General features: G+C 55.5%; 25 protein-coding genes. 9 read left to right on the forward strand and 16 right to left on the reverse strand.

Annotated features, from left to right (window positions below; genetic code table 11):
• From C5687_RS21085 to C5687_RS21100, 4 genes are all read left to right on the forward strand, one after another.
• The coding region (locus tag C5687_RS21085) for a ribonuclease domain-containing protein (RefSeq protein ID WP_274378559.1) at window positions 1–429 on the forward strand (429 nt) is incomplete at its 5' end.
• On the forward strand, window positions 429–767 hold the full coding sequence (locus tag C5687_RS21090) for a barstar family protein (protein WP_104557785.1): 339 nt from the start codon (window positions 429–431) through the stop codon (window positions 765–767). The genes C5687_RS21085 and C5687_RS21090, both read left to right, overlap by 1 nt.
• Before the next feature lie 131 nt (window positions 768–898).
• A complete protein-coding gene (locus tag C5687_RS21095; protein WP_104557787.1) occupies window positions 899–1,462 on the forward strand; it encodes a hypothetical protein in 564 nt (187 codons plus the stop codon).
• A 159-nt stretch (window positions 1,463–1,621) separates the two neighbouring features.
• A complete protein-coding gene (locus C5687_RS21100; protein ID WP_104557789.1) occupies window positions 1,622–2,008 on the forward strand; it encodes a hypothetical protein in 387 nt (128 codons plus the stop codon).
• Window positions 2,009–2,257: 249 nt separating this feature from the next.
• Here the strand turns inward: C5687_RS21100 and C5687_RS21110 are convergent, their stop codons facing one another.
• The 11 genes from C5687_RS21110 to C5687_RS21160 all read right to left on the reverse strand — a co-directional run bounded on the left by C5687_RS21110 (window position 2,258) and on the right by C5687_RS21160 (window position 11,328).
• Complete coding sequence (locus C5687_RS21110) at window positions 2,258–2,512, reverse strand: hypothetical protein (protein WP_104557811.1); 255 nt, start codon at window positions 2,510–2,512, stop codon at window positions 2,258–2,260.
• An 82-nt stretch (window positions 2,513–2,594) separates the two neighbouring features.
• Window positions 2,595–3,185 (reverse strand): hypothetical protein, encoded by a 591-nt coding sequence (locus tag C5687_RS21115; RefSeq protein ID WP_104557791.1) that lies wholly within the window; start codon window positions 3,183–3,185, stop codon window positions 2,595–2,597.
• Between the two features lie 135 nt (window positions 3,186–3,320).
• The gene (locus C5687_RS21120; protein WP_104557793.1) at window positions 3,321–3,776 is read right to left on the reverse strand and encodes a hypothetical protein; all 456 of its coding nucleotides are present in this window, start codon (window positions 3,774–3,776) and stop codon (window positions 3,321–3,323) included.
• 223 nt (window positions 3,777–3,999) lie between these two features.
• Complete coding sequence (locus C5687_RS21125) at window positions 4,000–5,034, reverse strand: C45 family autoproteolytic acyltransferase/hydrolase (protein WP_104557795.1); 1,035 nt, start codon at window positions 5,032–5,034, stop codon at window positions 4,000–4,002.
• 21 nt (window positions 5,035–5,055) lie between these two features.
• Window positions 5,056–5,778 carry a glutamine ABC transporter ATP-binding protein GlnQ gene (gene glnQ, locus C5687_RS21130; RefSeq protein ID WP_025759696.1) on the reverse strand — a complete coding sequence of 241 codons (723 nt, stop codon included), beginning with the start codon at window positions 5,776–5,778 and terminating at the stop codon, window positions 5,056–5,058.
• A gap of 2 nt (window positions 5,779–5,780) precedes the next feature.
• Window positions 5,781–6,437, reverse strand: a complete 657-nt coding sequence (gene glnP / locus C5687_RS21135) for a glutamine ABC transporter permease GlnP (RefSeq protein ID WP_025759694.1) — start codon at window positions 6,435–6,437, stop codon at window positions 5,781–5,783.
• Window positions 6,438–6,488: 51 nt separating this feature from the next.
• On the reverse strand, window positions 6,489–7,241 hold the full coding sequence (glnH, locus tag C5687_RS21140) for a glutamine ABC transporter substrate-binding protein GlnH (RefSeq protein ID WP_104557797.1): 753 nt from the start codon (window positions 7,239–7,241) through the stop codon (window positions 6,489–6,491).
• Between the two features lie 126 nt (window positions 7,242–7,367).
• Window positions 7,368–7,922, reverse strand: coding sequence for a carboxymuconolactone decarboxylase family protein (locus C5687_RS21145; protein WP_202911307.1), 555 nt, complete (start codon window positions 7,920–7,922; stop codon window positions 7,368–7,370).
• Window positions 7,919–9,247: an aspartate aminotransferase family protein gene (locus tag C5687_RS21150; protein ID WP_059386198.1), complete on the reverse strand. Its 1,329-nt coding sequence runs from the start codon at window positions 9,245–9,247 to the stop codon at window positions 7,919–7,921. Before C5687_RS21150 ends, C5687_RS21145 begins: the two co-directional genes overlap by 4 nt.
• A 127-nt stretch (window positions 9,248–9,374) precedes the next feature.
• Window positions 9,375–10,232 carry a MurR/RpiR family transcriptional regulator gene (locus tag C5687_RS21155; protein ID WP_025759689.1) on the reverse strand — a complete coding sequence of 286 codons (858 nt, stop codon included), beginning with the start codon at window positions 10,230–10,232 and terminating at the stop codon, window positions 9,375–9,377.
• A gap of 214 nt (window positions 10,233–10,446) precedes the next feature.
• Entirely contained in the window at window positions 10,447–11,328 is an 882-nt protein-coding gene (locus C5687_RS21160) for a LysR family transcriptional regulator (protein ID WP_095452345.1), read from the reverse strand.
• Window positions 11,329–11,433: 105 nt separating this feature from the next.
• Here C5687_RS21160 and budA point away from each other — a divergent pair, with 105 nt between their 5' ends.
• The 4 genes from budA (at window position 11,434) to C5687_RS21180 (ending at window position 15,309) form a co-directional block, all read left to right on the forward strand.
• A complete protein-coding gene (gene budA / locus C5687_RS21165; protein ID WP_095452364.1) occupies window positions 11,434–12,213 on the forward strand; it encodes an acetolactate decarboxylase in 780 nt (259 codons plus the stop codon).
• On the forward strand, window positions 12,185–13,906 hold the full coding sequence (gene alsS / locus C5687_RS21170; protein ID WP_373467670.1) for an acetolactate synthase AlsS: 1,722 nt from the start codon (window positions 12,185–12,187) through the stop codon (window positions 13,904–13,906). The genes budA and alsS overlap by 29 nt, the downstream gene beginning before the upstream one ends.
• A gap of 20 nt (window positions 13,907–13,926) precedes the next feature.
• A complete protein-coding gene (locus C5687_RS21175) occupies window positions 13,927–14,697 on the forward strand; it encodes a (S)-acetoin forming diacetyl reductase (protein ID WP_023618768.1) in 771 nt (256 codons plus the stop codon).
• 138 nt (window positions 14,698–14,835) lie between these two features.
• The gene (locus C5687_RS21180) at window positions 14,836–15,309 is read left to right on the forward strand and encodes a cold-shock protein (protein WP_008499407.1); all 474 of its coding nucleotides are present in this window, start codon (window positions 14,836–14,838) and stop codon (window positions 15,307–15,309) included.
• Between the two features lie 69 nt (window positions 15,310–15,378).
• Here the strand turns inward: C5687_RS21180 and C5687_RS21185 are convergent, their stop codons facing one another.
• From C5687_RS21185 to C5687_RS21205, 5 genes are all read right to left on the reverse strand, one after another.
• Entirely contained in the window at window positions 15,379–16,083 is a 705-nt protein-coding gene (locus C5687_RS21185) for an ABC transporter ATP-binding protein (RefSeq protein ID WP_104557801.1), read from the reverse strand.
• Entirely contained in the window at window positions 16,070–16,906 is an 837-nt protein-coding gene (locus tag C5687_RS21190) for an ABC transporter ATP-binding protein (RefSeq protein WP_104557803.1), read from the reverse strand. Before C5687_RS21190 ends, C5687_RS21185 begins: the two co-directional genes overlap by 14 nt.
• On the reverse strand, window positions 16,899–17,732 hold the full coding sequence (locus tag C5687_RS21195; RefSeq protein WP_104557805.1) for an ABC transporter permease: 834 nt from the start codon (window positions 17,730–17,732) through the stop codon (window positions 16,899–16,901). Before C5687_RS21195 ends, C5687_RS21190 begins: the two co-directional genes overlap by 8 nt.
• Window positions 17,732–18,745 carry an ABC transporter permease gene (locus tag C5687_RS21200; RefSeq protein ID WP_104557807.1) on the reverse strand — a complete coding sequence of 338 codons (1,014 nt, stop codon included), beginning with the start codon at window positions 18,743–18,745 and terminating at the stop codon, window positions 17,732–17,734. The genes C5687_RS21195 and C5687_RS21200 overlap by 1 nt, the downstream gene beginning before the upstream one ends.
• A gap of 98 nt (window positions 18,746–18,843) precedes the next feature.
• Window positions 18,844–20,412: an ABC transporter substrate-binding protein gene (locus C5687_RS21205; protein WP_104557809.1), complete on the reverse strand. Its 1,569-nt coding sequence runs from the start codon at window positions 20,410–20,412 to the stop codon at window positions 18,844–18,846.
• Window positions 20,413–20,611: 199 nt separating this feature from the next.
• Here C5687_RS21205 and C5687_RS21210 point away from each other — a divergent pair, with 199 nt between their 5' ends.
• A complete protein-coding gene (locus C5687_RS21210) occupies window positions 20,612–21,310 on the forward strand; it encodes a GNAT family N-acetyltransferase (RefSeq protein ID WP_059386205.1) in 699 nt (232 codons plus the stop codon).
• The last annotated feature ends 108 nt before the right edge of the window (window positions 21,311–21,418 follow it).

Below are 21,418 nucleotides of genomic sequence, written 5' to 3' on the forward strand. Positions count from 1 at the left end.
TTGAATGGTGGGTGGAACCTTTATCAGTATGCGCCGAACCCGTTGGGGTGGATTGATCCGCTGGGTCTTAAATGTTCTCATTCAGCAAAGAATCCTATAGAATTCCATGCTGTTGTAAACGAAAAATGGGGGCATAAATTGACCGCCTCAGAAATGAGGGAAGTACAAAAAACAATCGATAATATTAAATTGAATAGACCAGCTTTTCCTCGTGATGGGATACCTTTTGAAAATAATTTCAAAATTTCACCAGATAGTCAGCGCCTTAACACAGGAAGCGGTCCTTATAGAGAGTGGACAGTGAAAACACCTGGTGTAGGAAATCGAGGAGCTAGGCGTATAGTTGTGGATACAAAAACAGGTCAAGCATTTTATAGTCACGACCATTACAACACTTTCATAGAGATCAGTCCAGGAGGATGGAAGTAATGAAAGTAATTACTTTATCTATTGATTTTAAAGAAATAAATGATGTTTCAGAATTTCATAATAGGGTTAAGCAGTTGTTTGGCTTCCCTGATTTCTATGGTAATAATTTCCATGCGTTCATAGATTGTCTGACTAGTTTGCGATTCCCAGAAGAGGGGATGACATCTTTAAACCTAAAGCAAGACGAGTTTTTATTACTTAAGATAAGTAATATCAATAATTTGGATGAGGAATTGAAGCATGATTTTCTTTTGTCAATTCAAGAGATAAATAATAGGAGTATTTTATTTGGTGAGGAGCCAACTATCTTGTTATTGCTTTGTACGCAACATAAGTGAAATATGGCTGGCGAAAAGAAAAAATTCGCCTTTTTTATTAAACGATATTATTATGAACGGAAGCATGTTTCGTAAAGTATATTTTTTACTCACTACGTGGAGTGTAATCATAGATACTTTTGGGAGGGCTGATGAGAGGGATTAAAGAGGCTTTGAAGCAGCTAGCCGCTATTTGCAAAAAATACTCATTGTCAGGGAGTTTCAGCACCGTCAGTGACCTGGATAATACATTCCCGTCCAACTTACCTCGTTCAACAGATATCGATTTCTTATATAAAAATTATAATCCTGAAAACTTAAAGATTGAAACAGGTTTCACACCAATTAAAATTCACTCTGTCAGTGAACTCACGAAGGCTCAAAGTGGTTATGAATACTTACCAGATAATTATCTTGTTATTGGTGATGATTTAGGTGGAGGTAAACCTATAATTGCGGTTATCGATGAAGGGAATTCTTCTGTTTATGCTAGTTATGATGTTATTGAACCGTTTCAGATAGCCAGTAGTCTCTCTGGGTTCATATTTTCTCTAGCTGAGCTAATTGATTTGGTTTATGGTCACTACGATATCTTTGATATAGCAGATGATAATGACGAAGTAAAAGATAATTTCATTGATGAGTTGCGGGAAAGGATTGTACCACTTATCGGTAATGAAAATTTCAATGCGTTTTATAATTATTTTTATGGGTGATTATTTTCATTCAAGGTAAACCAGCACGGCGAAAATGTTATTTTTAGCGAGGTGATGTTCCCTGTGACTCTTACAGGTATATTAAGCAAGATTTAAAAGAGTAATGCTGTATATTTATTCAAGTGGAATTAATCCGTTACATGAAAGGAGAGGGGTTACATGCAGACGACGCGAGTAATGGGAGAAGGATATGAACCGTACGTTGAGCAATTAGGTGACAAACTGATTTATTCAATACCTGTCGAATCGGGATTTGTCAGCTTTCATTTTGAGTTTGATATTCGTCAGACCGATCTTGACGTCCTGCTGTCCGATTATTACCGGCGGGCCGTCCTGGAAGTGACCGCACACACTCTGCTTCAGCACTCGACGTTGAAGGGACATAACAGATTTACGCAGAACGATTTTGATAACCTTATTGCCACTGTCCTGCATGCATCGCAAGAGCATCTCAGCGCATTCATTTCTCAGATTAATCGGGAGCACAATATTTCGATTGAACATTATGTGAATGACATCGTGAACAGGCGCATAAACAAAGGATGAATATACCGATCCCAGATAAGGCCAATTTTATTTTTAAAATCACACTGGGCCGATAGCGCTTTTCAACCTCATGCAACCCGAAGAGTTCAAATTGATTTTTCGTGAGAAGCTTTCAACAAACGCTTATTTGTCTGTGTCTTCGTTCAGTTTGGCGGATGCCTGTCTGTTTCCTTGCTAAATTTTTTTCCGGGAGCAGGGGCTGGTGAGGAAATTGAATCAGGATGAGTCAGCGTATTGCCACGCATTATCTTATTGCCTGGCGTTTTTCATTGCATCCTGCTTCCCCGGGTTGCATTGCTGTTTTGTTTCGGGAAGATAAAAATTTCCTGATCGATCCGGATTTGTTCCGCCCGGACAACCCGCCCGGCCATCAGATGAGACGGTGCCATCAGAACCGTTTCCGCCATCGGAGCCATTTCCTCCATCACCACCCTTACCGCCATCAGCAGCATTTACGGTAAATGCACTGAGTAAAAGCAAACAGGCAATAGTGCGCTTATTCATTAAAATCTCCATTTTTCAATCCATTTACGTGCGGGAAAATATTCCCGCGAGGGTCCCACGCGGAACATTTCACAGGCGAACCTTACTCCTGACTTTCAATATTCCCTTTAACAGCCTCCAGCGTCCTCTTACGGATCCAGCCGCTGCCCGCCCGTATTACCAGCCAGTAAGCTGTCATTCTTAGCCTGGTGCTTCTGTCCGGACAATAGACGAAGGTTTCCGTAGAGAGCTCATGTTGGCCTGGCGCCAGTTCCGTTACCTGATAGCGCAGCAGCAGTTTCGCGCTGCCCGGCGCAGCGGGCGTCTGAAAAGTATTCGCGTCCGGCACGTTTTCCAGACCGAAATCCGTACGCCAGAATTGCCCTCTTAAGCCATAGCACAGCTCAGAGGGTGAACTTTTCAACAGGGTAAAGCTGTGCAAACCAAAGTTGCCGATCGCGTTAGACTGCGTGTTGCGCAGTAATTTCTGCGGTATTTGGCGTAATGACATTAGCCGCCGAATCACTGGGTCTTGCCGGACGTCAAAGTTTGCAATCAACGGCAGAATAGTTTCTGGATGAGCAGTATGTATAACCGTTCGATGTTTCTCATGAAACTGAAACTGGGGCAGGAAAACGGGAGCATCACGCCAGTGAGAAAGCGCTTTGTGGGTAACGAATCCTGGGTTTAGCATCTCTCTTCCTTGTCATCCTTTGAACTCAGCCAGAGTAACAGATGGCTTGCCGCAGACAATTACCAGGAAAAGAGAGGGGGATCTGGCCGAAACCGTACCTTGCTTCGGTAGCATTCCGGCCTCTCTTCGCCGGCCTCAGTGTGCCGTGAGATACGGCTCCTTCACGAATTCCGCCAACAGCCAGACCATATCATGCAATAGCCCGGTGAGCTCTCTCGCCACGCTCGCAGGCAGTGCACCGCCCATCACCGCCAGCGTCAACGCGACAGCATAATCCACCTGCAACGCCGTCTCCTGCCAGCAGTCCGGTACGCAGGAGGTCAGCTTTTCTCCCGCAATCAGCTGTTCAACCAGATACGGCGGAAGCTCGGCGTCACAGCACTCCCGCAGCCGTTTGAGCACGGCCAGCAATCGTCTGCAGAGTGTGGCAAACGTTACTGCATCGTCAGTTTCCACCAGCACGCTGACATAGGCAGCGCAGGTATCAGCCAGCTCGAAAAGATCCGCAGAATCGGGGAGCTGAAGGTTAATAAGGTGATAAACAGCGCTTTCTTCAGAGAACGCGTAAGAAAATGCAGGGATAGTCGCCATTTAGCATCCTCTTCGGGCAAAAAAATGACATGTTATGCTAACGGGTTCCTACGCCCGGTTACGAATATGCCGCAACGCAGGCACTTTACGGCCGTGATGAAGGGATGAAAAGGGATGCCCCTGAATTACATAAGGTTGCTTGCAGGTTTGCGAGGCGGCTTCCAGAAGGCCATTGCCGGGTGGCGGTTACGCCTTACCCGGCCTACGAAAACTGCAGATTGGGTCATCCACATTTATGGCCGACAGAACAAGACTGTAAAACGGGTTTTTGCCGATCGTGAGTGAAGATCTGCCATTTTATTGCCGAGGTACTCAGGGTAAAAATGGCCGTGGCTAGCGTGTTCTCTTCATCCGGATCGTGTGGCGAGAGACGATAAATCGGGAGCGCGGAGTCGTGCTGGTCAGAAAGAATATCCAGTGCCGCCGCACCATCAAGCTGAGATTGCGTCTCAAGCCAGGCGTTTAGCCGTGTTTGCCGTGAACGGGAACTGTCCGTGATCACCTGCTTAACCGCAGCAAGCTGAGGGTGGATAAGGTGATTAGCATGGGCGAAAACCTCCCGCAACGGCATGATGGAACAGCCTGTTCCCGTGGCTTCTACGCTAAACAGACGACGGTCTCCCCGTTGCCCCAGCGTGTGATGAAAGGCTCCGGCGCGTGGCTCTGAGGTCAGTATGGTGATGGCTTCATCCAGGGTGGCGGCATTCAGCGCGGCGCGGGCGAGTATCTGGCGCGGCATTCCGTCCGGACGGTGTACAGCGCGAATATTATTCACCGTATTCACCACACCTTTTTCGTTTACGGCAAAGGTATGTCCGCAAATCGATCCCGGATAGGCAAAACTGGTGAACGCCAGGCCGTCATCAGGGGTGATACTGACGATGGCGCAGTCACTGCGAAGCTGAGGGAAACCGTCTTCGTTATGCGCAATAATCAGCTCCCCCTCCGCAGTGCTTCCCGCTACGGTGGTACAACCGTCAGAGGTAGAGCGCACCAAATCGCCGCGACAGTTCCAGGCAAACACCTCATCAAGCGGTGCCTCCAGCCCCCTGGCGAGTCCCTCCAGCTCCTGCCAAATCAAGGGAAACTGAGACTGGACGCGAGAGCGCATTCGCCGGGTCTGTTCTGCGTCTTTCATGGCGGTAACGGTTTGCCACAACGCCGTTTGCGTCAGTTTTGCATGCCAGGCCTCGCGGCCGAATGCGCCAAGTTCCTGACCCACCGCAAAAGCGGAACCACTAATTTCTAATTTTTTCATGGTGTTATCATTCACTTCTGTTCAGGATACATGCTGCAAAAATTCTTTCAGGCGAGGATTAGCGCTGCTGTTCAGCAGCATATCAGGTGGACCATCTTCGGCAATGGTGCCGCCATCAATAAAGATGAGCCGTGATGCCACATCGCGGGCGAAGCCGATTTCATGGGTCACAATCACCATGGTCATGCCTTCTTCGGCCAGCGAGCGCATCACTTTCAGGACCTCATGCCGTAATTCGGGATCCAGCGCTGAGGTCGGCTCATCGAACAGCATCATTTTCGGTTTCACTGCCAGAGCTCTGGCAATGGCCACGCGCTGCTGCTGACCGCCCGAGAGCTCTGATGGGTAGTGATGAGCGCGTTCGCGTAAGCCCACACGGTCCAGTAGCGCCAGTGCCTGTTCACGCGCGGCAGCTTTGCTCTGTTTGCGCACGCGAACCGGACCAAACATCACATTCTCCAGCGCCGTCAGATGGGGGAAGAGATGGAACTGCTGAAACACCATCCCGGCTTCGCGGCGGATATCGCACTCATTAGCGTGAGGATCGGTAATATGCATTCCCGCTACCAGCAGCGTGCCGGAGGAAATCTCCTCCAGCTTATTAATGCAGCGTAGCAGCGTCGATTTACCCGAACCGGAAGGACCAATGATCACCACCACTTCACCGGCTTCAATTTTTAAATTGATGTCGTGCAGCACCTGAGTGGAACCGAAGTTCTTCGACACTGCGCTAAATTCAACCATGCTCATAAAATATGGATCCTTTTCTCCAGTTGCTTCAGGAGGAAACTCAGACACAGCGTTACCAGCAGGTAAATCATTGCCACTGCGGTCCAGACTTCCAGTGCGCGGAAATTACCGGCAATAATTTCCTGCCCCTGACGCGTCAATTCCGCCACACCAATCACAATAAACAGCGAGGTGTCTTTTATACTAATAATCCACTGATTACCTAACGCAGGGATCATACGGCGTAATGCCAGCGGCATAATGACATGCCATAGCGTGCTGCGTTGTGATAATCCCATCGCCAGGCTGGCCTCTCTGAATCCTTTATTAATTGAGAGAATCGCCCCGCGGGTGATTTCTGCAATATAAGCACCCGAGTTAATCACAATTGTCGTAATGGCTGCCGTTACCGGATCAATATGAACTGGTAACACCATGGGAAGTGCGAAGTAAATAAACATCACTTGCACCATAATCGGCGTGCCGCGGATTAACTCGACAAAGACTAACGAGACGGTTTTTGATATCTTTCCTCCAAGCGCACGGCAGGTTCCTGCCAGCAGGCCAATAACAAAACCACCCAATAAACCTGATAAAGAAATAATCAGCGTCAGCTGTAGTCCTTGCAACAACAGCGGCAGGGACTCCCAAATATATTTACTGTCGAAATTCATCATTCTACCCGTTAAGATGCAACGAGGTCGGATCGCTCCGACCTGGCGGGATTATTTTGGCTGTTTCGCAAACCACTTCACGTAGATCTTGCTGTAGGTTCCGTCCGCGCGTAAGGCCTCCAGTGCAGCGTTGATCTTTGGCGTCAGGGTGCTGTTTTTCTGCATCGCAAAGCCGTAGTGCTGCGGCAGAATGCTGTCGGTCTCGCCGGTAGATTTCACTTTGCCATCACCTGCCGTTTTGACGTAATAGAGCACGTTGGGTGAGTCATGTACCACGGCATCAAGATTACCTGCCTGCAAATCAAGATAGGCGTTATCGATATTCGGGAACTCGACATAATTCGCCTTATATTTGCTTTTCATAAAACTGGCCGCCGCTGTTCCCTGCTTCAGTCCCACTTTCTTACCCGCTAAATCGCTGAATTTAGCAATGGTATTATCGCTGCTTTTAACCGCCATTAATAAATCAGCATCATAATAACCCTCGCTGAAATCAACGACCTGTTTACGCGCGTCGGTTATAGTAATCCCCGCCATCGCAACATCGAGATTACGTGATTGCAAACCGGGAATCAGTCCGCCGAAATCCATTGGGCGCAATTCGTAGCTGACATTCATCTTTTTGGCAATGGCATCCCACAAATCTATATCAAAACCGACATATTTATCGCCTTGTTTAAATTCAAAGGGTACGAAAGCGGTATCAACTCCAACCGTTAATTTATCCTGCGCGCCTGCCACAAAACTGGCGGAACAAGCGACCAGCGCTAACGTAAATTTTAATTTGGTCAGTAATCCAGACATAATAACCCTCGGCGTCAGTGAAACAGCGTGCATGAATATCATCCGGCGAAATAAAATCGACGGAGTGGGAAATAAAAATAGTGACAGGCAGGGCGCACTTTCATGCGCCAACGTTAAAACGATAGCTTATGCGGGAATAATCTCATCCCGCGTGTCGGGTACCGGCGTCTGCGCGCCGTTCATTACCATTGAGAGAAAACTGTAATAACCCGTGATTCCGATCAGATCCACCACGCCTTTTTCGCCCCACAGCGCGACAGCCTGCTGCCAGGTGGCATCGCTGACCTTCTGCTCATCCTGTAACTCCTTGCAGAAGTGATAAATTACCCATTCATCCGGTTGCAGATCTTCAGGAAGACGTTTTTCATTAATCGCCTGCACCGCTGCCGCAGAGATGCCTTTCTCGCGAGCTATTGGCGCATGAATTGCCCATTCCACAGGCTGCGACCAGTGCCGTGCGGTCATTAAAATCGCCAGCTCCGACAAACGCTGTCCCAGGGCACTGCGATAACGCAGATATTCCCCCATGCGTTGTGCATGCGCCATCAGCTCAGGACTGCGCAGCAGCGGCTCGAAGGGAGGCAGCAGGGCACCGCGTGGCCCATTGATGATCTCTTCGGCTAAGGAACGCTGCCGATCGTCCCACTCATGCTCCGCCAGGGGCGGTAAACGATTGATCATAATTTACTCGTCTCTTCGCGAATCACGGTGTTCAGCGTGTCCACCACAAAATCAAGCTGGGCTGGGGTGATAATAAACGGTGGGGCGATCAAAATATGGTCGCCATACTGCCCGTCAATGGTTCCCCCCATCGGATAGACCATCAGCCCGCGTGACATACAGTTTGCTTTGATCGCCGCATGCAGTTTCAGGGCAGGATCGAAGGGAGTTTTATTGCCTTTATCACGGACCAGCTCAACACCCGCAAACAAGCCACGTCCACGCGTATCACCGACGTGGGGTAATTCCCCCAGCACTTCACGCAATGCGTTGTGCAGGTAATCACCCTGTTGCCTGACTGCCTGGAGCAAATTATCGCGCTCAATCACCTGCTGCACCGCCAGGGCTGCGGAAGCGGCAGTCGCGTGACAAATGTAGGTGTGTCCGTGCTGGAACAGACCGCTGCCGGTTTGCAGCGCTGAGACAATCTTCTCGCTTGCTAATACTGCACCAATCGGCTGATAGCCGCCCCCCAGTCCCTTCGCGATGGTCACCAAATCCGGCACCACATCATCCTGTTCAAACGCATGCAGCGTACCGGTGCGTCCCATGCCACACATGACTTCATCCGCGATGTAGAGAATGCCGTATTTATCGCACAGGTTGCGTACCCCTTTAAGATAGCCGGGAGTAGGCGGAGTGGCGCCGGTGGTGGCCCCCACCACGGTTTCTGCGCAGAAACCAATAATGGTCTCCGGACCGGCCTCAAGAATGGCGTGCTCCAGTTCGTTCAGCAAACGCGTGGTATATTGCTGCTGGGTTTCGTCAGCGCGGCGGTCGCGATACTCATTGCAGGCCGAAACACGGATAACGTCGATTAACAGGGGAGCAAACTGACGGCGACGCCATTCATTGCCTCCCACCGCGAGTGCCCCAAGGGTATTGCCATGATAGCTCTGTTTACGGGCGATAAATTTGGTGCGCGACGGCTGGCCGAGCTCAACAAAATACTGACGCGCCAGCTTGAGTGCGGTTTCGACCGCTTCCGAACCGCCCGAAACGAAATAGGCGTAGTTAAGATCGCCAGGCGCCGTGCGCGTCAGCTGTTCAGCAAGTTGTTCAACGGTGTCACTGGTAAAAAAACTGGTGTGGGCATAGGCCAGTTGATCGATCTGGCGATGCATTGCCGCCAGCACATCAGGATGCGCATGACCTAAACAGGAAACGGCGGCGCCACCGCAGGCATCCAGATACTGCTTTCCCTGTGCATCAAAAATGTACGCCCCTTGCGCACGCGCCGCGACGGCGGGCGTGCTGCGTAGGCTGCGGTGAATAATATGACTCATGCTGGTCCTGCTCCTGAATACGCTGTGTTAATAAAGCGCATCTTGCAGGATTCATTTGTATCACGTCAACGTTATTTGGATTCAAATGCATTCTCTTTTCTTATGCTGGAGGCAAATGAATCATTTTTCAGGGTTTCCGGGGCACGACATACGCACCCGAGTCGATGAGATAGCGTTCAGCATTTTCGATTTTACTCACCGCATCCCGACCATGACGAGCCACCAGCATCGCCAGTAAACACTCGGCCAGCCCCATGCCCGAAACCACGGAAGGGAAAAACGACGGGCTGTCTGTGGAGAACAGCAGCGTGCAATCGGCAGCCTGTGCTAATGGTGAGACGGGGGAATCCGTGATGGCGACGATGGTCGCGCCCGCCTGCTGGGCCGCGCGTAAAACATCCAGCGACTCACGCGAATAGGGCGCAAAACTGGTGAGTAACAGGCAATCCTGTGCTGTTAATTCGCGGGTGAACACCTCGATGTTGCTCGCCAGACCATCAATGAGCGACACCTGCCGATTGAACAATCGATAGACATAAAACAGCGACCAGGCAATAGGAAAGCTGGCACGGAAGCCGCAAATGTAGACATTCTCCGCCGCGTCCAGCAGCGATACCGCTTGCTCCATGGCCTGATGGTTTTCATTTTGTGTAAACGCCAGATTGGCCTGATGTGCCTGAAACACCTCTTCATACAGCTGGGGTTGAGTGCCTTTGGCGATCAGTTTCTCGGCTTTGGAGACATATGTATCATTACGCAGTCCAAGCTCATCAATGAAAGCGTCCTTAAGTTCCCCCCAGCCGTTATACCCTAATCGCTGCGCCAGTCGTAACAACGTAGCGGGTTTTACACCGGCTTCAGCGGCGAAGGCGCGCATCGATAGCACGACCAGTTGATTGGTATTCTGTAGCGAGAACTCGGCAGCGCGCTGTAATTCGGCAGACAATTCTCTGAATGTATTAACAATATTTTCCCTTGGATTCATAGCTACTATTTACGCTCTTTACGGTTAGCGTTGCTGGCGTCAGTGGACGGGACAGGGGCTTTTCCATTACATCAGGGGTTTCGAAAGACAGAAGGGAATCTACCTTAGCATTCGATAGCCGTATTGTAACCCTGTTGTTGTGCTCCCAGAAGGGCATTGCCGGGTGGCGCCTACGCCTTACCCGGCCTACAAAAACCACCAACCAAACTGGCCGCTATCCCTCGCTCATCATCGCCAGAAACCGCTTCACCGTCCGCGAGCGTTCAAAGCGCCGCCAGCAGAGTGCGATATCGGTATAAAGCTCCGGCGAGCTCAGCGCGTGGTAGGTGACATTCGGCGGAGAAATGGCCGCCATGGATTTCGGTACCAGCGCGAAGCCGCCACCCGCGGAAACCATGCTCAGGGAGGATGAAAGCTGTGAGGACTGCAGCGCGTGCTGCACGTCAATCCCGGCCCGCTCGCAGCAGCCGTGAACCCGGTCGTACAGGCCGGGCGCGACCTCCTGCGGGAACAGCACCACCGGCGTATCACGCAACTGGTCTAGCGCCAGATCGCCGCACGTCGCCAGCGGATGGTCGCGATGCAGCGCCACCACCATCGGCTCCCGGTCGAGGATTTTTAACTCGAACGCCTTGCTGCTCTCGCACGGCAGGCGCACGAAGGCGATATCCAGTTCACCCTCCGCCAGCATCGTCGTCAGCGACGACATATTGGCTTCCACCTGGTGAACCTGCACCGCCATGTTCTGCACCTGATACTGGCGAATCAGGGCAAAAATTTTGGGATGAAAAGCGTCGGAGCTGGTGATGCCAATCGACAGATTGCCGTTCAGCCCGCGGGCGATGCCGCGGGCTTTCTCCAGCGCGGCGTCGCTTAGCGCCAGAATTTTACAGGCGTCCTCGTAGAAGGCTTCTCCCGCCTCGGTCAGCTCCACGCCCCGCGTCAGGCGTCTGAACAGCGGCGTGCCCACTTCCTCTTCGAGCCGTTTGATCTGCTGACTCAGAGGAGGCTGTGAAATACCCAGCGCTTCGGCCGCCCTGGTGAAGTGTCGCTCGCGTGCAACCGCGACAAAATACCGCAGATAACGAAGTTCCATATCAAAAACGTCTCAAACCACCATGGATTCTATATTGGAACTCTCTGCTGAATCGGGTCAACATTTATTTAACCTTTCTAAATAAAGTTGAAGAGGACGAGCGTGATGATGCATTCATCTGCCTGCGACTGTGAGGCCAGCTTGTGCGAGACCCTGCGCGGGTTCTCCGCCCGGCATCCTGACAGCGTGATCTATCAGACATCGCTAATGAGCGCCCTGCTAAGCGGCGTGTATGAGGGGGAGACCACCATCGCCGATCTGCTGGCGCACGGTGATTTTGGTCTGGGCACCTTCAACGAGCTGGACGGCGAAATGATTGCCTTCAGCAGCCAGGTGTATCAGCTGCGCGCCGACGGCAGCGCCCGGGCCGCGAAGCCAGAGCAGAAAACGCCGTTCGCGGTGATGACCTGGTTCCAGCCGCAGTATCGCAAAACCTTCGAGGTGCCGGTCAGCCGTCAGCAGATCCACGACGTGATCGACCAACAGATCCCCTCCGATAACCTGTTCTGCGCCCTGCGTATCGACGGCAACTTCCGCCACGCCCACACCCGCACCGTACCGCGCCAGACGCCGCCGTACCGCGCGATGACCGACGTGCTGGACGACCAGCCGGTGTTCCGCTTCAACCAGCGCGAAGGGGTGCTGGTCGGGTTCCGCACGCCGCAGCATATGCAGGGGATCAACGTGGCGGGTTACCACGAACATTTCATCACCGACGACCGCCAGGGCGGAGGCCATCTGCTCGACTACCAGCTGGAGAGCGGCGTGCTCACCTTCGGTGAAATTCACAAGCTGATGATTGACCTGCCCGCCGACAGCGCGTTTTTACAGGCCAACCTGCACCCCAGCGACCTCGATGCCGCGATCCGTTCCGTCGAAAACTAACAGGAGAACTACCGTGAACAGTGAGAAACAGTCACGTCAGTGGGCGCACGGCGCCGATTTGGTTGTCGGCCAGCTGGAAGCGCAGGGCGTGAAGCAGGTGTTCGGGATCCCGGGTGCGAAAATCGACAAAGTCTTTGATTCCCTGCTGGACTCGTCCATTGAAATCATCCCCGTGCGCCACGAGGCCAACGCGGCGTTTATGGCGGCGGCAGTAGGGCGGTTGACCGGTAAAGCCGGGGTGGCACTGGTCACCTCCGGGCCGGGCTGCTCGAACCTGATCACCGGCATTGCCACCGCCAACAGCGAAGGCGACCCGGTGGTGGCGCTGGGCGGGGCGGTGAAGCGGGCGGATAAAGCCAAGCTGGTGCACCAGAGCATGGACACCGTCGCCATGTTCAGCCCGGTCACCAAATACGCCGTGGAAGTCAGTTCACCGGATGCGATTGCCGAAGTGGTATCGAACGCGTTTCGCGCCGCCGAGCACGGCAGGCCGGGGGGCGCGTTCGTCAGCCTGCCGCAGGATATTGTCGACCAGCCCGCTACAGGGGCAATTTTACCTGCCAGCGGCCCGGCGCTGATGGGCCCGGCGCCGGAGTCCGCCATTAACGACGTGGCGAAGCTTATCGAAAAGGCCAGAAACCCGGTCATCCTGCTGGGGCTGATGGCGAGCCAGCCGGCCAACAGCGCGGCGCTGCGCAAGCTGCTGGAGAAAAGCCGTATTCCGGTCACCAGCACCTATCAGGCCGCCGGGGCGGTGAACCAGGAGCACTTTACCCGCTTCGCCGGACGCGTCGGTCTGTTCAATAACCAGGCGGGCGACAGGCTGCTCCATCTGGCGGACCTGATTATCTGCATCGGCTACAGCCCGGTGGAATACGAGCCGTCGATGTGGAACAGCGGTGATGCCACGCTGGTGCACATTGATGTGCTGCCCGCCTATGAAGAGCGTAACTACGTGCCGGATCTGGAGCTGGTAGGGGACATCGCCGAAACCCTGAATCTGCTCGCGAACCGCATCGATCACAAGCTGGAGCTGAGCCAGCGAGCCTCAGAGATCCTGGTCGACCGCCAGCATCAGCGCGATCTGCTCGATCGCCGTGGCGCGTCCCTCAACCAGTTTGCCTTGCATCCGCTGCGCATCGTTCGCGCCATGCAGGACATCGTCAATAACGACGTCACGCTCACCGTGGATATGGGCAGCTTCCACATCTGGATCGCCCGCTACCTCTACAGCTTCCGGGCGCGTCAGGTGATGATCTCCAACGGTCAGCAGACCATGGGCGTCGCGCTGCCGTGGGCCATTGGTGCGTGGCTGGTCAACCCGGGGCGCAAGGTGGTCTCGGTCTCCGGTGATGGCGGCTTCCTGCAGTCGAGCATGGAGCTGGAAACTGCGGTACGTCTCAACGCCAACGTGCTGCACATCATCTGGGTGGATAACGGCTACAACATGGTCGCCATTCAGGAAGAGAAAAAGTACCAGCGTCTTTCCGGCGTCGAGTTCGGCCCGGTCGATTTCAAAGCCTATGCCGATGCCTTCGGCGCGAAGGGCTTTGCCGTGGAGAGCGCCGGGGCGCTCGAGCCGACGCTGCGCGCGGCGATGGATGTCAATGGCCCGGCCGTGGTGGCCATTCCCGTCGACTACAGCGATAACCCGCTGCTGATGGGCCAGCTCCATCTCAGCCAGATTTTGTGACTCACGATAAGGACAGAGAAATGCAAAAAGTTGCTCTCGTAACAGGCTCAGGCCAGGGGATTGGTAAAGCGATTGCGCTGCGCCTGGTGAAAGATGGCTTTGCCGTCGCCATCGCCGACTATAACGCTGAGACGGCAAGAGCCGTTGCCGACGAAATCATCCGCAACGGCGGTAACGCCGTCGCCGTGAAGGTGGATGTCTCTGACCGCGAGCAGGTATTTGCCGCGGTGGAGAAAGCCCGCACCGCGCTGGGTGGTTTCCACGTGATCGTTAACAACGCCGGGATCGCGCCGTCCACCCCGATCGAATCCATCACCCCGGAGATTGTCGATAAGGTCTACAACATTAACGTGAAAGGGGTGATCTGGGGCATTCAGGCCGCGATTGACGCGTTTCGTAAAGAGGGGCACGGCGGGAAAATCATCAACGCTTGTTCCCAGGCGGGCCACACCGGTAACCCGGAGCTGGCCGTCTACAGTTCCAGCAAGTTCGCGGTGCGCGGCTTAACCCAGACCGCCGCACGGGATCTCGCGCCGCTGGGGATCACCGTTAACGCTTACTGCCCGGGCATCGTGAAAACGCCGATGTGGGCGGAGATCGACCGTCAGGTCTCCGAGGCAGCGGGTAAACCGCTTGGCTACGGCACCGAAACCTTTGCCAAACGCATCACGCTTGGCCGCCTGTCCGAACCGGAAGATGTCGCTGCCTGCGTCTCATACCTGGCAGGACCCGATTCCGACTACATGACCGGCCAGTCGCTGTTGATTGATGGTGGGATGGTGTTCAACTAAATACTCAATACTAATAAGCTCTGACATGAGTTTTCCCCTGCCCCCGTGCAGGGGCTTTTTTTTGTCTCCTCCGCCATTGTGCATTACACTGCGCGCTGCAAAACTTTAGTCATTACGATCTGACAGGCGGTAACAGCGATGAACGGAACAATCACGACGTGGTTTAAAGATAAAGGCTTTGGATTTATCAAAGATGAAAACGGCGACAACCGCTATTTTCATGTGATTAAGGTCGCCAACCCTGATCTGATTAAGAAAGACGCGGCGGTCACCTTCGAGCCGACCACCAACAACAAAGGGCTTTCCGCCTATGCGGTGAAGGTAATCCCGGAAAGCAAGCATCTCTATATTGCGGGCGAGCGCGTGAAGCTCACCTCCATCAAATCCTTCGTGGTGTTCAGCGAAGAAGAGCCCGTGGATACCAAAATCGATAAAGAGAATGCGGTGCTGTCGGTCGGGCTGCTGATGAACAGCATCAAACCGAAATCCGACAAAAAGCCGGGCGAAATGCGCACGGTGAAGAAGCTGGCGATCACCACCTTCCAGAATACGACGTTGATCTTCACCGAAGATGAGATCGACATCGATGCCACGGTGAAGCTGCTCAAGTGATTTGTTGCCGGGTGGCGGCGACGCCTTACCCGGCCTACGAAATCCGTGTGGCACTTGCCGCCGCACGGTTTACCCCATTCTGTGCTCGCCCCGCAACATCGCCTCCCGGTCAAACACCTTCTGGATCTCCCCATGCGCCATAAACGCCGCCCGGTCGGACATATGCGCAACCACGTCCGCGTCGTGGCTCACCAGCAGATAGGTCATCTCGTGCCTGGCTTTTAAGCGGTTGAGCAGGTTCAGAATTTCCGCCTGGACGGACATATCCAGCGCCGAGGTGGGTTCATCCAGCAGCAGAAGCTGCGGGCGCAGCAGCAGCGCCCGGGCAATCGCCACGCGCTGACGCTGGCCGCCGGAAAGCTGGTGTGGATAACGTTTACCCGCATCGGCGGAAAGCCCCACCTGCTGTAGCGCATCCACTACCTTTTCCGCAATCTGCGTTTCACCGTGGATTGTTAACGGCTCCGAAAGGGTGCGTGCAATCGTGTGGTTTGGGTGCAGCGAGGCCCACGGATCCTGAAACACCATCTGCACGTTGCGGCGCAGCGGGCCGGTAAAACGCTGCCCTGGCCGAACCGCGTCGCCCAGCAGCGAGAGGCTTCCGCGCCACTCGCGCTGCAGCCCCGCCAGCACGCGCAGAAGGGTTGATTTCCCGCAGCCGGATTCGCCAATCAGGCTGAAGGTTTCCCCTTTTTCGACGCTAAAGCTGGCGGCGGATACCGCCGTTTTCTCCCCGAAGCTCACATGGAGCTGATTCACCTCAACGAGCGACATCACCGGCCTCCTTCCACGGCTGCGAACGGTCAAGCGTCGGCAGCATCTGTCCATAGGTACTGGCGTTCGGGCGGCAGGTCCACAGGGTGCGGGTGTACGGATGCGTTGCCTGCGGGAGCTGGCGTGCCGCCATCTCGTCGACCTTTTCGCCCTGATACATCACCAGCACCCGGTCGCAGTGCTCTGCCACCAGCGGCAGATCGTGACTGATAAGCAGCATCGCCATCTGGCGCGCTTCGCACTGCTGCACCAGCAGTTCGAGGATCTGGTTACGCAGGCGGGCGTCCAGCGCCGACGTCGGTTCGTCGGCAATCAGCACCTGCGGGTTGTTGATCAGCGCCATCGCAATCATCACCCGCTGCCCCATGCCGCCGGAGAGTTCGCCGGGATAACGCTGAAGCACGTGCTCATTGAGCCCGACGGCGCGGATAATATCGTGTATACGTTCAAGGCGTTCTGAACGGGGCAGGCGCTGATGCAGAGTCAGTGCCTCTTGTAGTTGAGCGGCGACGCTTTTCACCGGATTAAGCGCATAGCGCGGATCCTGCAGGACCATCGCAATGCCGTTGCCGCGCAGCGCCTGCCAGCGGCGGCTGTTCAGGGTCAGCACATCATTGCCCAGCACGTTAAGCTGCTTAGCGCGCACGATGCCGGGCTGGCGTACCAGCCCCATCAGGGCGCGGGCAGACATGGATTTCCCCGAGCCGGATTCACCCACCAGCGCCAGCCGCTCGTTGCCTAACGTAAAGCTCAGGCCGTTGACCACGCGGGCGGCGGGGTAGTCGATATTCAGCGCATCGACGATAACGCGGTGTTCAGTCATGCTGTGGCTCCAGTACGTCGCGCAGGCCATCGCCCAGCAGGTTAAAGGCCAGGCTGGCAAACAGAATGGCCGCGCCCGGAATGGCGGCAATCCACCACTGGTCGAAAATCACCTGCATGCCGTCAGCTATCATCGCTCCCCATTCAGCCATAGGCGGACGTGCGCCGAGGCCGAGGAAGCCCAGCCCGGCGGCGGCCAGAATAATGCCTGCCAGATCCAGCGCTAAGCGCACAATCGCGGAGGGCAGACACAGGGGCAGAATATGGCCGACCAGCAGGCGCAGGCCGCGAATGCCCATCATCCCGGCGGCGGCCAGGTAATCGCTGTGGCGCAGGCGTTGAATTTCACTCCGGGCCTGACGCGCATAGGCCGGCCAGGTGGTTAAGGCCAGCGCCAGCGCGCCGTTGACCAGCCCCGGGCCGAGCATCGCCACAAACGCGAAGGCGAGGATCAGGCGCGGCATCGACATCACCACGTCGGTAAAGCGCATCAGGATGCGCTCCAGCCAGCCGCCGTAGTAACCGGATAATATGCCCACCAGCAGACCGGCGGGGAGGGTGATAACGGTCACTAAAGCGACCAGCCCGAGCGCCGGGCGTGTGCCGTAAATCAGGCGCGAGAGCAGATCGCGCCCGTAGCTGTCGGTGCCCAGCCAGTGCTGAGCGTTCGGTGCCTGCAGGCGCGCGGCGGCGTCCTGCCAGTTCGGGTCCACCGGCGCAAGCCACGGCGCGAACAGGGCTGTCAGCACCAGCAGCGCGATGGCGACCAGCCCGCAAAAGGCGGCGGGGGAGCGGCGCAGGCGGCGTAAGAAAAGATAAAACGGCATCAGCGCACCCTGGGATCGGTCGCCCGCACAAGCAGGTCGGTAAGGTTATTGATCAGCACAAAGCAGACGCCAGTCAGCAGCGTACCGCCCATCACCGCGGTGGTATCGCCGGCGAACAGGGCGGTGGTGAGGTAGCGCCCGATGCCCGGCCACGAGAAGACGGTTTCGGTTAATACCGCGCCCTCCAGCATGCTGGTGTAGGCCAGTGCGATGATTGTCAGCAGCGTACCGCGTATGTTGGGCAGCACGTGTCGCAGCAGGATGGTCATCTCCCCGGCCCCTTTGGCGCGGGCGAGCAGAATGTACTCTTTGTTCATCTCGCTCAGACAGGCGGAGCGCGTCAGGCGGGTGATACTTGCCAGCGAGTAATAGGCCAGCAGCAGCACCGGCAGTACCAGATGGCTGACGGCATTACGAAATGCCTCCCGGTCGCCGGAAAGCCAGGTATCCACCAGCGCAAAGCCGGTCCTCGGCTCCACGGTGAACTGCCAGATATCGTCCAGCCTGCCGGGACCCGCACTCCACTGCAGCTTCGCGTAGAACAGGGCCAGCATCAGCAGCCCGAGCCAGAAAATCGGCACCGAGTTGCCGAGCAGGGTGAGCGTGCGAAGGGCTAAATCGAGCGGCGATCCGGCGTAGCGGGCGCACAACACCCCGGCAATCACGCCGAGTACGGTACCGATAATCAGCGCCAGGGTTGCCAGTTCGAGCGTGGCGGGAAAGGCGTGCAGCAGATCCTGCAGCACCGGCTGTCCGGTGGCGCTGGCCGTGCCTAAATCACCGTGGGCGAGGTTTTGCAGATAGTGCCAGAACTGCACGGGCAGGGGCCGATCCAGCCCGAGCTGGTGGCGAACCTGATTGTAGGTTGACTGGCTGGCGTGATCGCCGACGATCTGCAGCACGCGATCGACCGGGGAAAACGCCGAAAGCGCAAAGGTGACGAGCAGCAGCCCGAAAAGCGTCAGCAGCAGGGTCAGAAGACCCTGAAGCACGCGGGTGGAAAGATGTGGCATGGGAAATCTCTTCATGCCGGGTGGCGGCTTCGCCTTACCCGGCCTACAAAAACCGAGAACGTAGGCCGGGTAAGCGCAGCGCCACCCGGCAACAAGGGCTACTTCGTAACGCGATCGTACCAGACCATATCCGCGTTCAGCCCCTGCTGATACCCCTTCACGTTTTCGCGCACGACGATCTGGGTTTTGCCCTGGTCGACGAACACGTACGGCGAGTTGTGCTGCAGCTGTTCCTGCATTTTCTTGTACAGATCCAGACGTTTCGCCGGATCCGGCTCGGCCACCGCCGCCAGCGTGGCCTTGTTCAGCTCCGGAATTTTCCAGCCGTTCAGTCCGGCCACGGTGCTGGATTTGCCGTCGTTCCACGCGAAAGCGCTGGCGTTGGAGTGCGCATCAAAGTAGTCCGGGATCCACAGACGAATTGCCGCCTGATGCTGTTTCGCACGCACGCGGGCGTACACCTGACTCCCGGCGGCGGGCAACAGATCCACCTTCACGCCACCCTGCGCGAAGCTCGCCTGCATCGACTGCGCGATGGTGATAAACGGCGGCTTGTTCTCCACGTCCAGGGTGAAGTGGGCGTCTTTAATACCCGCTTTGGCGAGGATGGCTTTCGCTTTCGCCGGATCAAATTTAAACGGATTATCTTCCAGCGCGCCCGGCAGACCGACCGGCAGGAAGCTCTGATGGACAAAATACTGGCCTTTCAGCAGGTTTTTGGTAATGCCGTCATAGTCCACCAGCCAGCGCGCCGCTTCCCAGAAGGCAGGGTTGTTCAGCAGCGGGTTGGCGCTGTTGCCGGTGTTAAACACCAGGTAATTCTGCTCCGCAGACGGGATGCTCAGTACCTTCACGCCCGGCTTGCCGTCGAGCGCGCTGATCTGGTCTGCACCCAGATCGCGCGCCACGTCCGCGTCGCCCTGCTGGATCAGCAGGCGGCGGGAAGCCGGATCGGGAACGTTTTTAATGATGATGCTCTTAAGCTTCGGAGCGCCACCGGGCGCCGAGTCGTTGGCTTCCAGCACAATGGCCTGATGCGGCTGGTAGACGCGCATTTTGAACGCGCCGCTGCCCGCCGAGTGCATTTTCAGCCACGCGTTGCCGAAGTCGTTATCCTTCACGTTCGCCGCGACCTGCTTCTCATCGACGATGGAGGCGATCGGCGTGGAGAGAATGTTGAGCGCCACGGCAGGGCTGACGTCCGCCGTCCAGTGCAGCTGCACGGTGTGGTCATCCACTTTCTTCAGCTGGCTGGCGATGTTGCTCGCCTCCCAGCCCAGCACGTTGAGAATAAAGGCCGGGGATTTGTTCAGCGTCACGGCGCGGGTATAGGAGAAGATCACGTCTTCCGGACGCAGCGGGTTGCCGGAGGCAAATCTGGCATCGGGCCTGAGTTTAATAGTCAGGGTTTTTGCTGCCGCGTCCGCCTGCCAGCTTTCCGCCAGAATCGGGGTGATTTTTTCCGGGTTGTTGCGGTCCGGCTGCACCAGGCGCTGATACAGGCTGGGCACGGTCTGGATACTGGAAAGCTCGTTGGCTTCGGCCGGGTCGAGGCTCACAATGTCATCAAGTCCCTGGGCGACAACCAGCGTATTGGGGGGCGTAGCCGCGTGAGCCGCAGCGGAGAGTGTAGCCAGCACCAGTAAAGGCAGCAGTTTTTTTGTCATAGCGATCCCTGAAGAAAATATATTGTTTGTTTTATGTTCCGCTACGTTAGGCTGGCGAAGGACATACGCAAAGTCGAAATTCTGCTTTGCTTATGCCCTCCAGGAATAATGCATGCGTTCGGGCTATTAACATACGCTGCTTTTCGCCCGCTTTTTAACCTGCTATAACAAAATCCTTACCTTTCAGGGAGTCACTGCCGTGCCCGAAATCAATCAACATGGTCAAACCGTCAACGATATTGTTCCCGACTGGAAAGGCGCGCGCGTGCTGACCCGCACGCCGCTGTTCGGCCTGTATTGCCGTCTGGAGCCGCTGGATGCCGATCGCCACGCGGCCGATCTTTACGAGGCCTACGCGCTGGGTGACGACAGCGACTGGACATGGCTTGCCAGCACGCAGCCCATGAGTGTGGAAGCCACTGCGCATTGGATCATGGCGAAGGTGATGGACGATGAGCTGGTGCCGTTTGCCGTCATTGATTTACGCACCGAGCGCGCGGTGGGGCTGGTGAGCTATATGGCCAACGAGCGGCTACTGGGGTCGGTCGAAATCGGTCACGTGACCTGGTCGCGGAAGATGAAAGGCTCCCGCATCGGGACCGAAACGGTATGGCTGCTGCTGAAAAATGCGTTCGAACACGGCTACCGCCGGGTGGAGTGGAAGTGCGATTCGATGAACATCGCCTCGCGCAGGGCGGCGGAGCGTCTGGGGTTTGTCTGGGAAGGGCGGCTGCGGCAGAAGCTGGTGCGCAAGGGGCGTAACCGCGACAGCGATATGCTTTCTATTATTGACGGCGAATGGCCGCAAAGAGACGCGGAACTGCGCGCTTGGCTGGCGGCGGAGAATTTTGACGGGGAGGGGCGGCAGATTACGCGGTTAGAGGCGTTTCGGACGTAATTTTCCCTCATCCCTCACCCACAGGGAATAGGTTGTCACCCTCTCCCTGTGGGCTGAGGGATCCCCACAAAATAATGTCTGCACAGACGACCCCCTCTCCCTTGAGGG

The sequence above is a fragment of the Enterobacter sichuanensis genome (genome assembly GCF_002939185.1).
GTDB classification, from domain to species: domain Bacteria; phylum Pseudomonadota; class Gammaproteobacteria; order Enterobacterales; family Enterobacteriaceae; genus Enterobacter; species Enterobacter sichuanensis.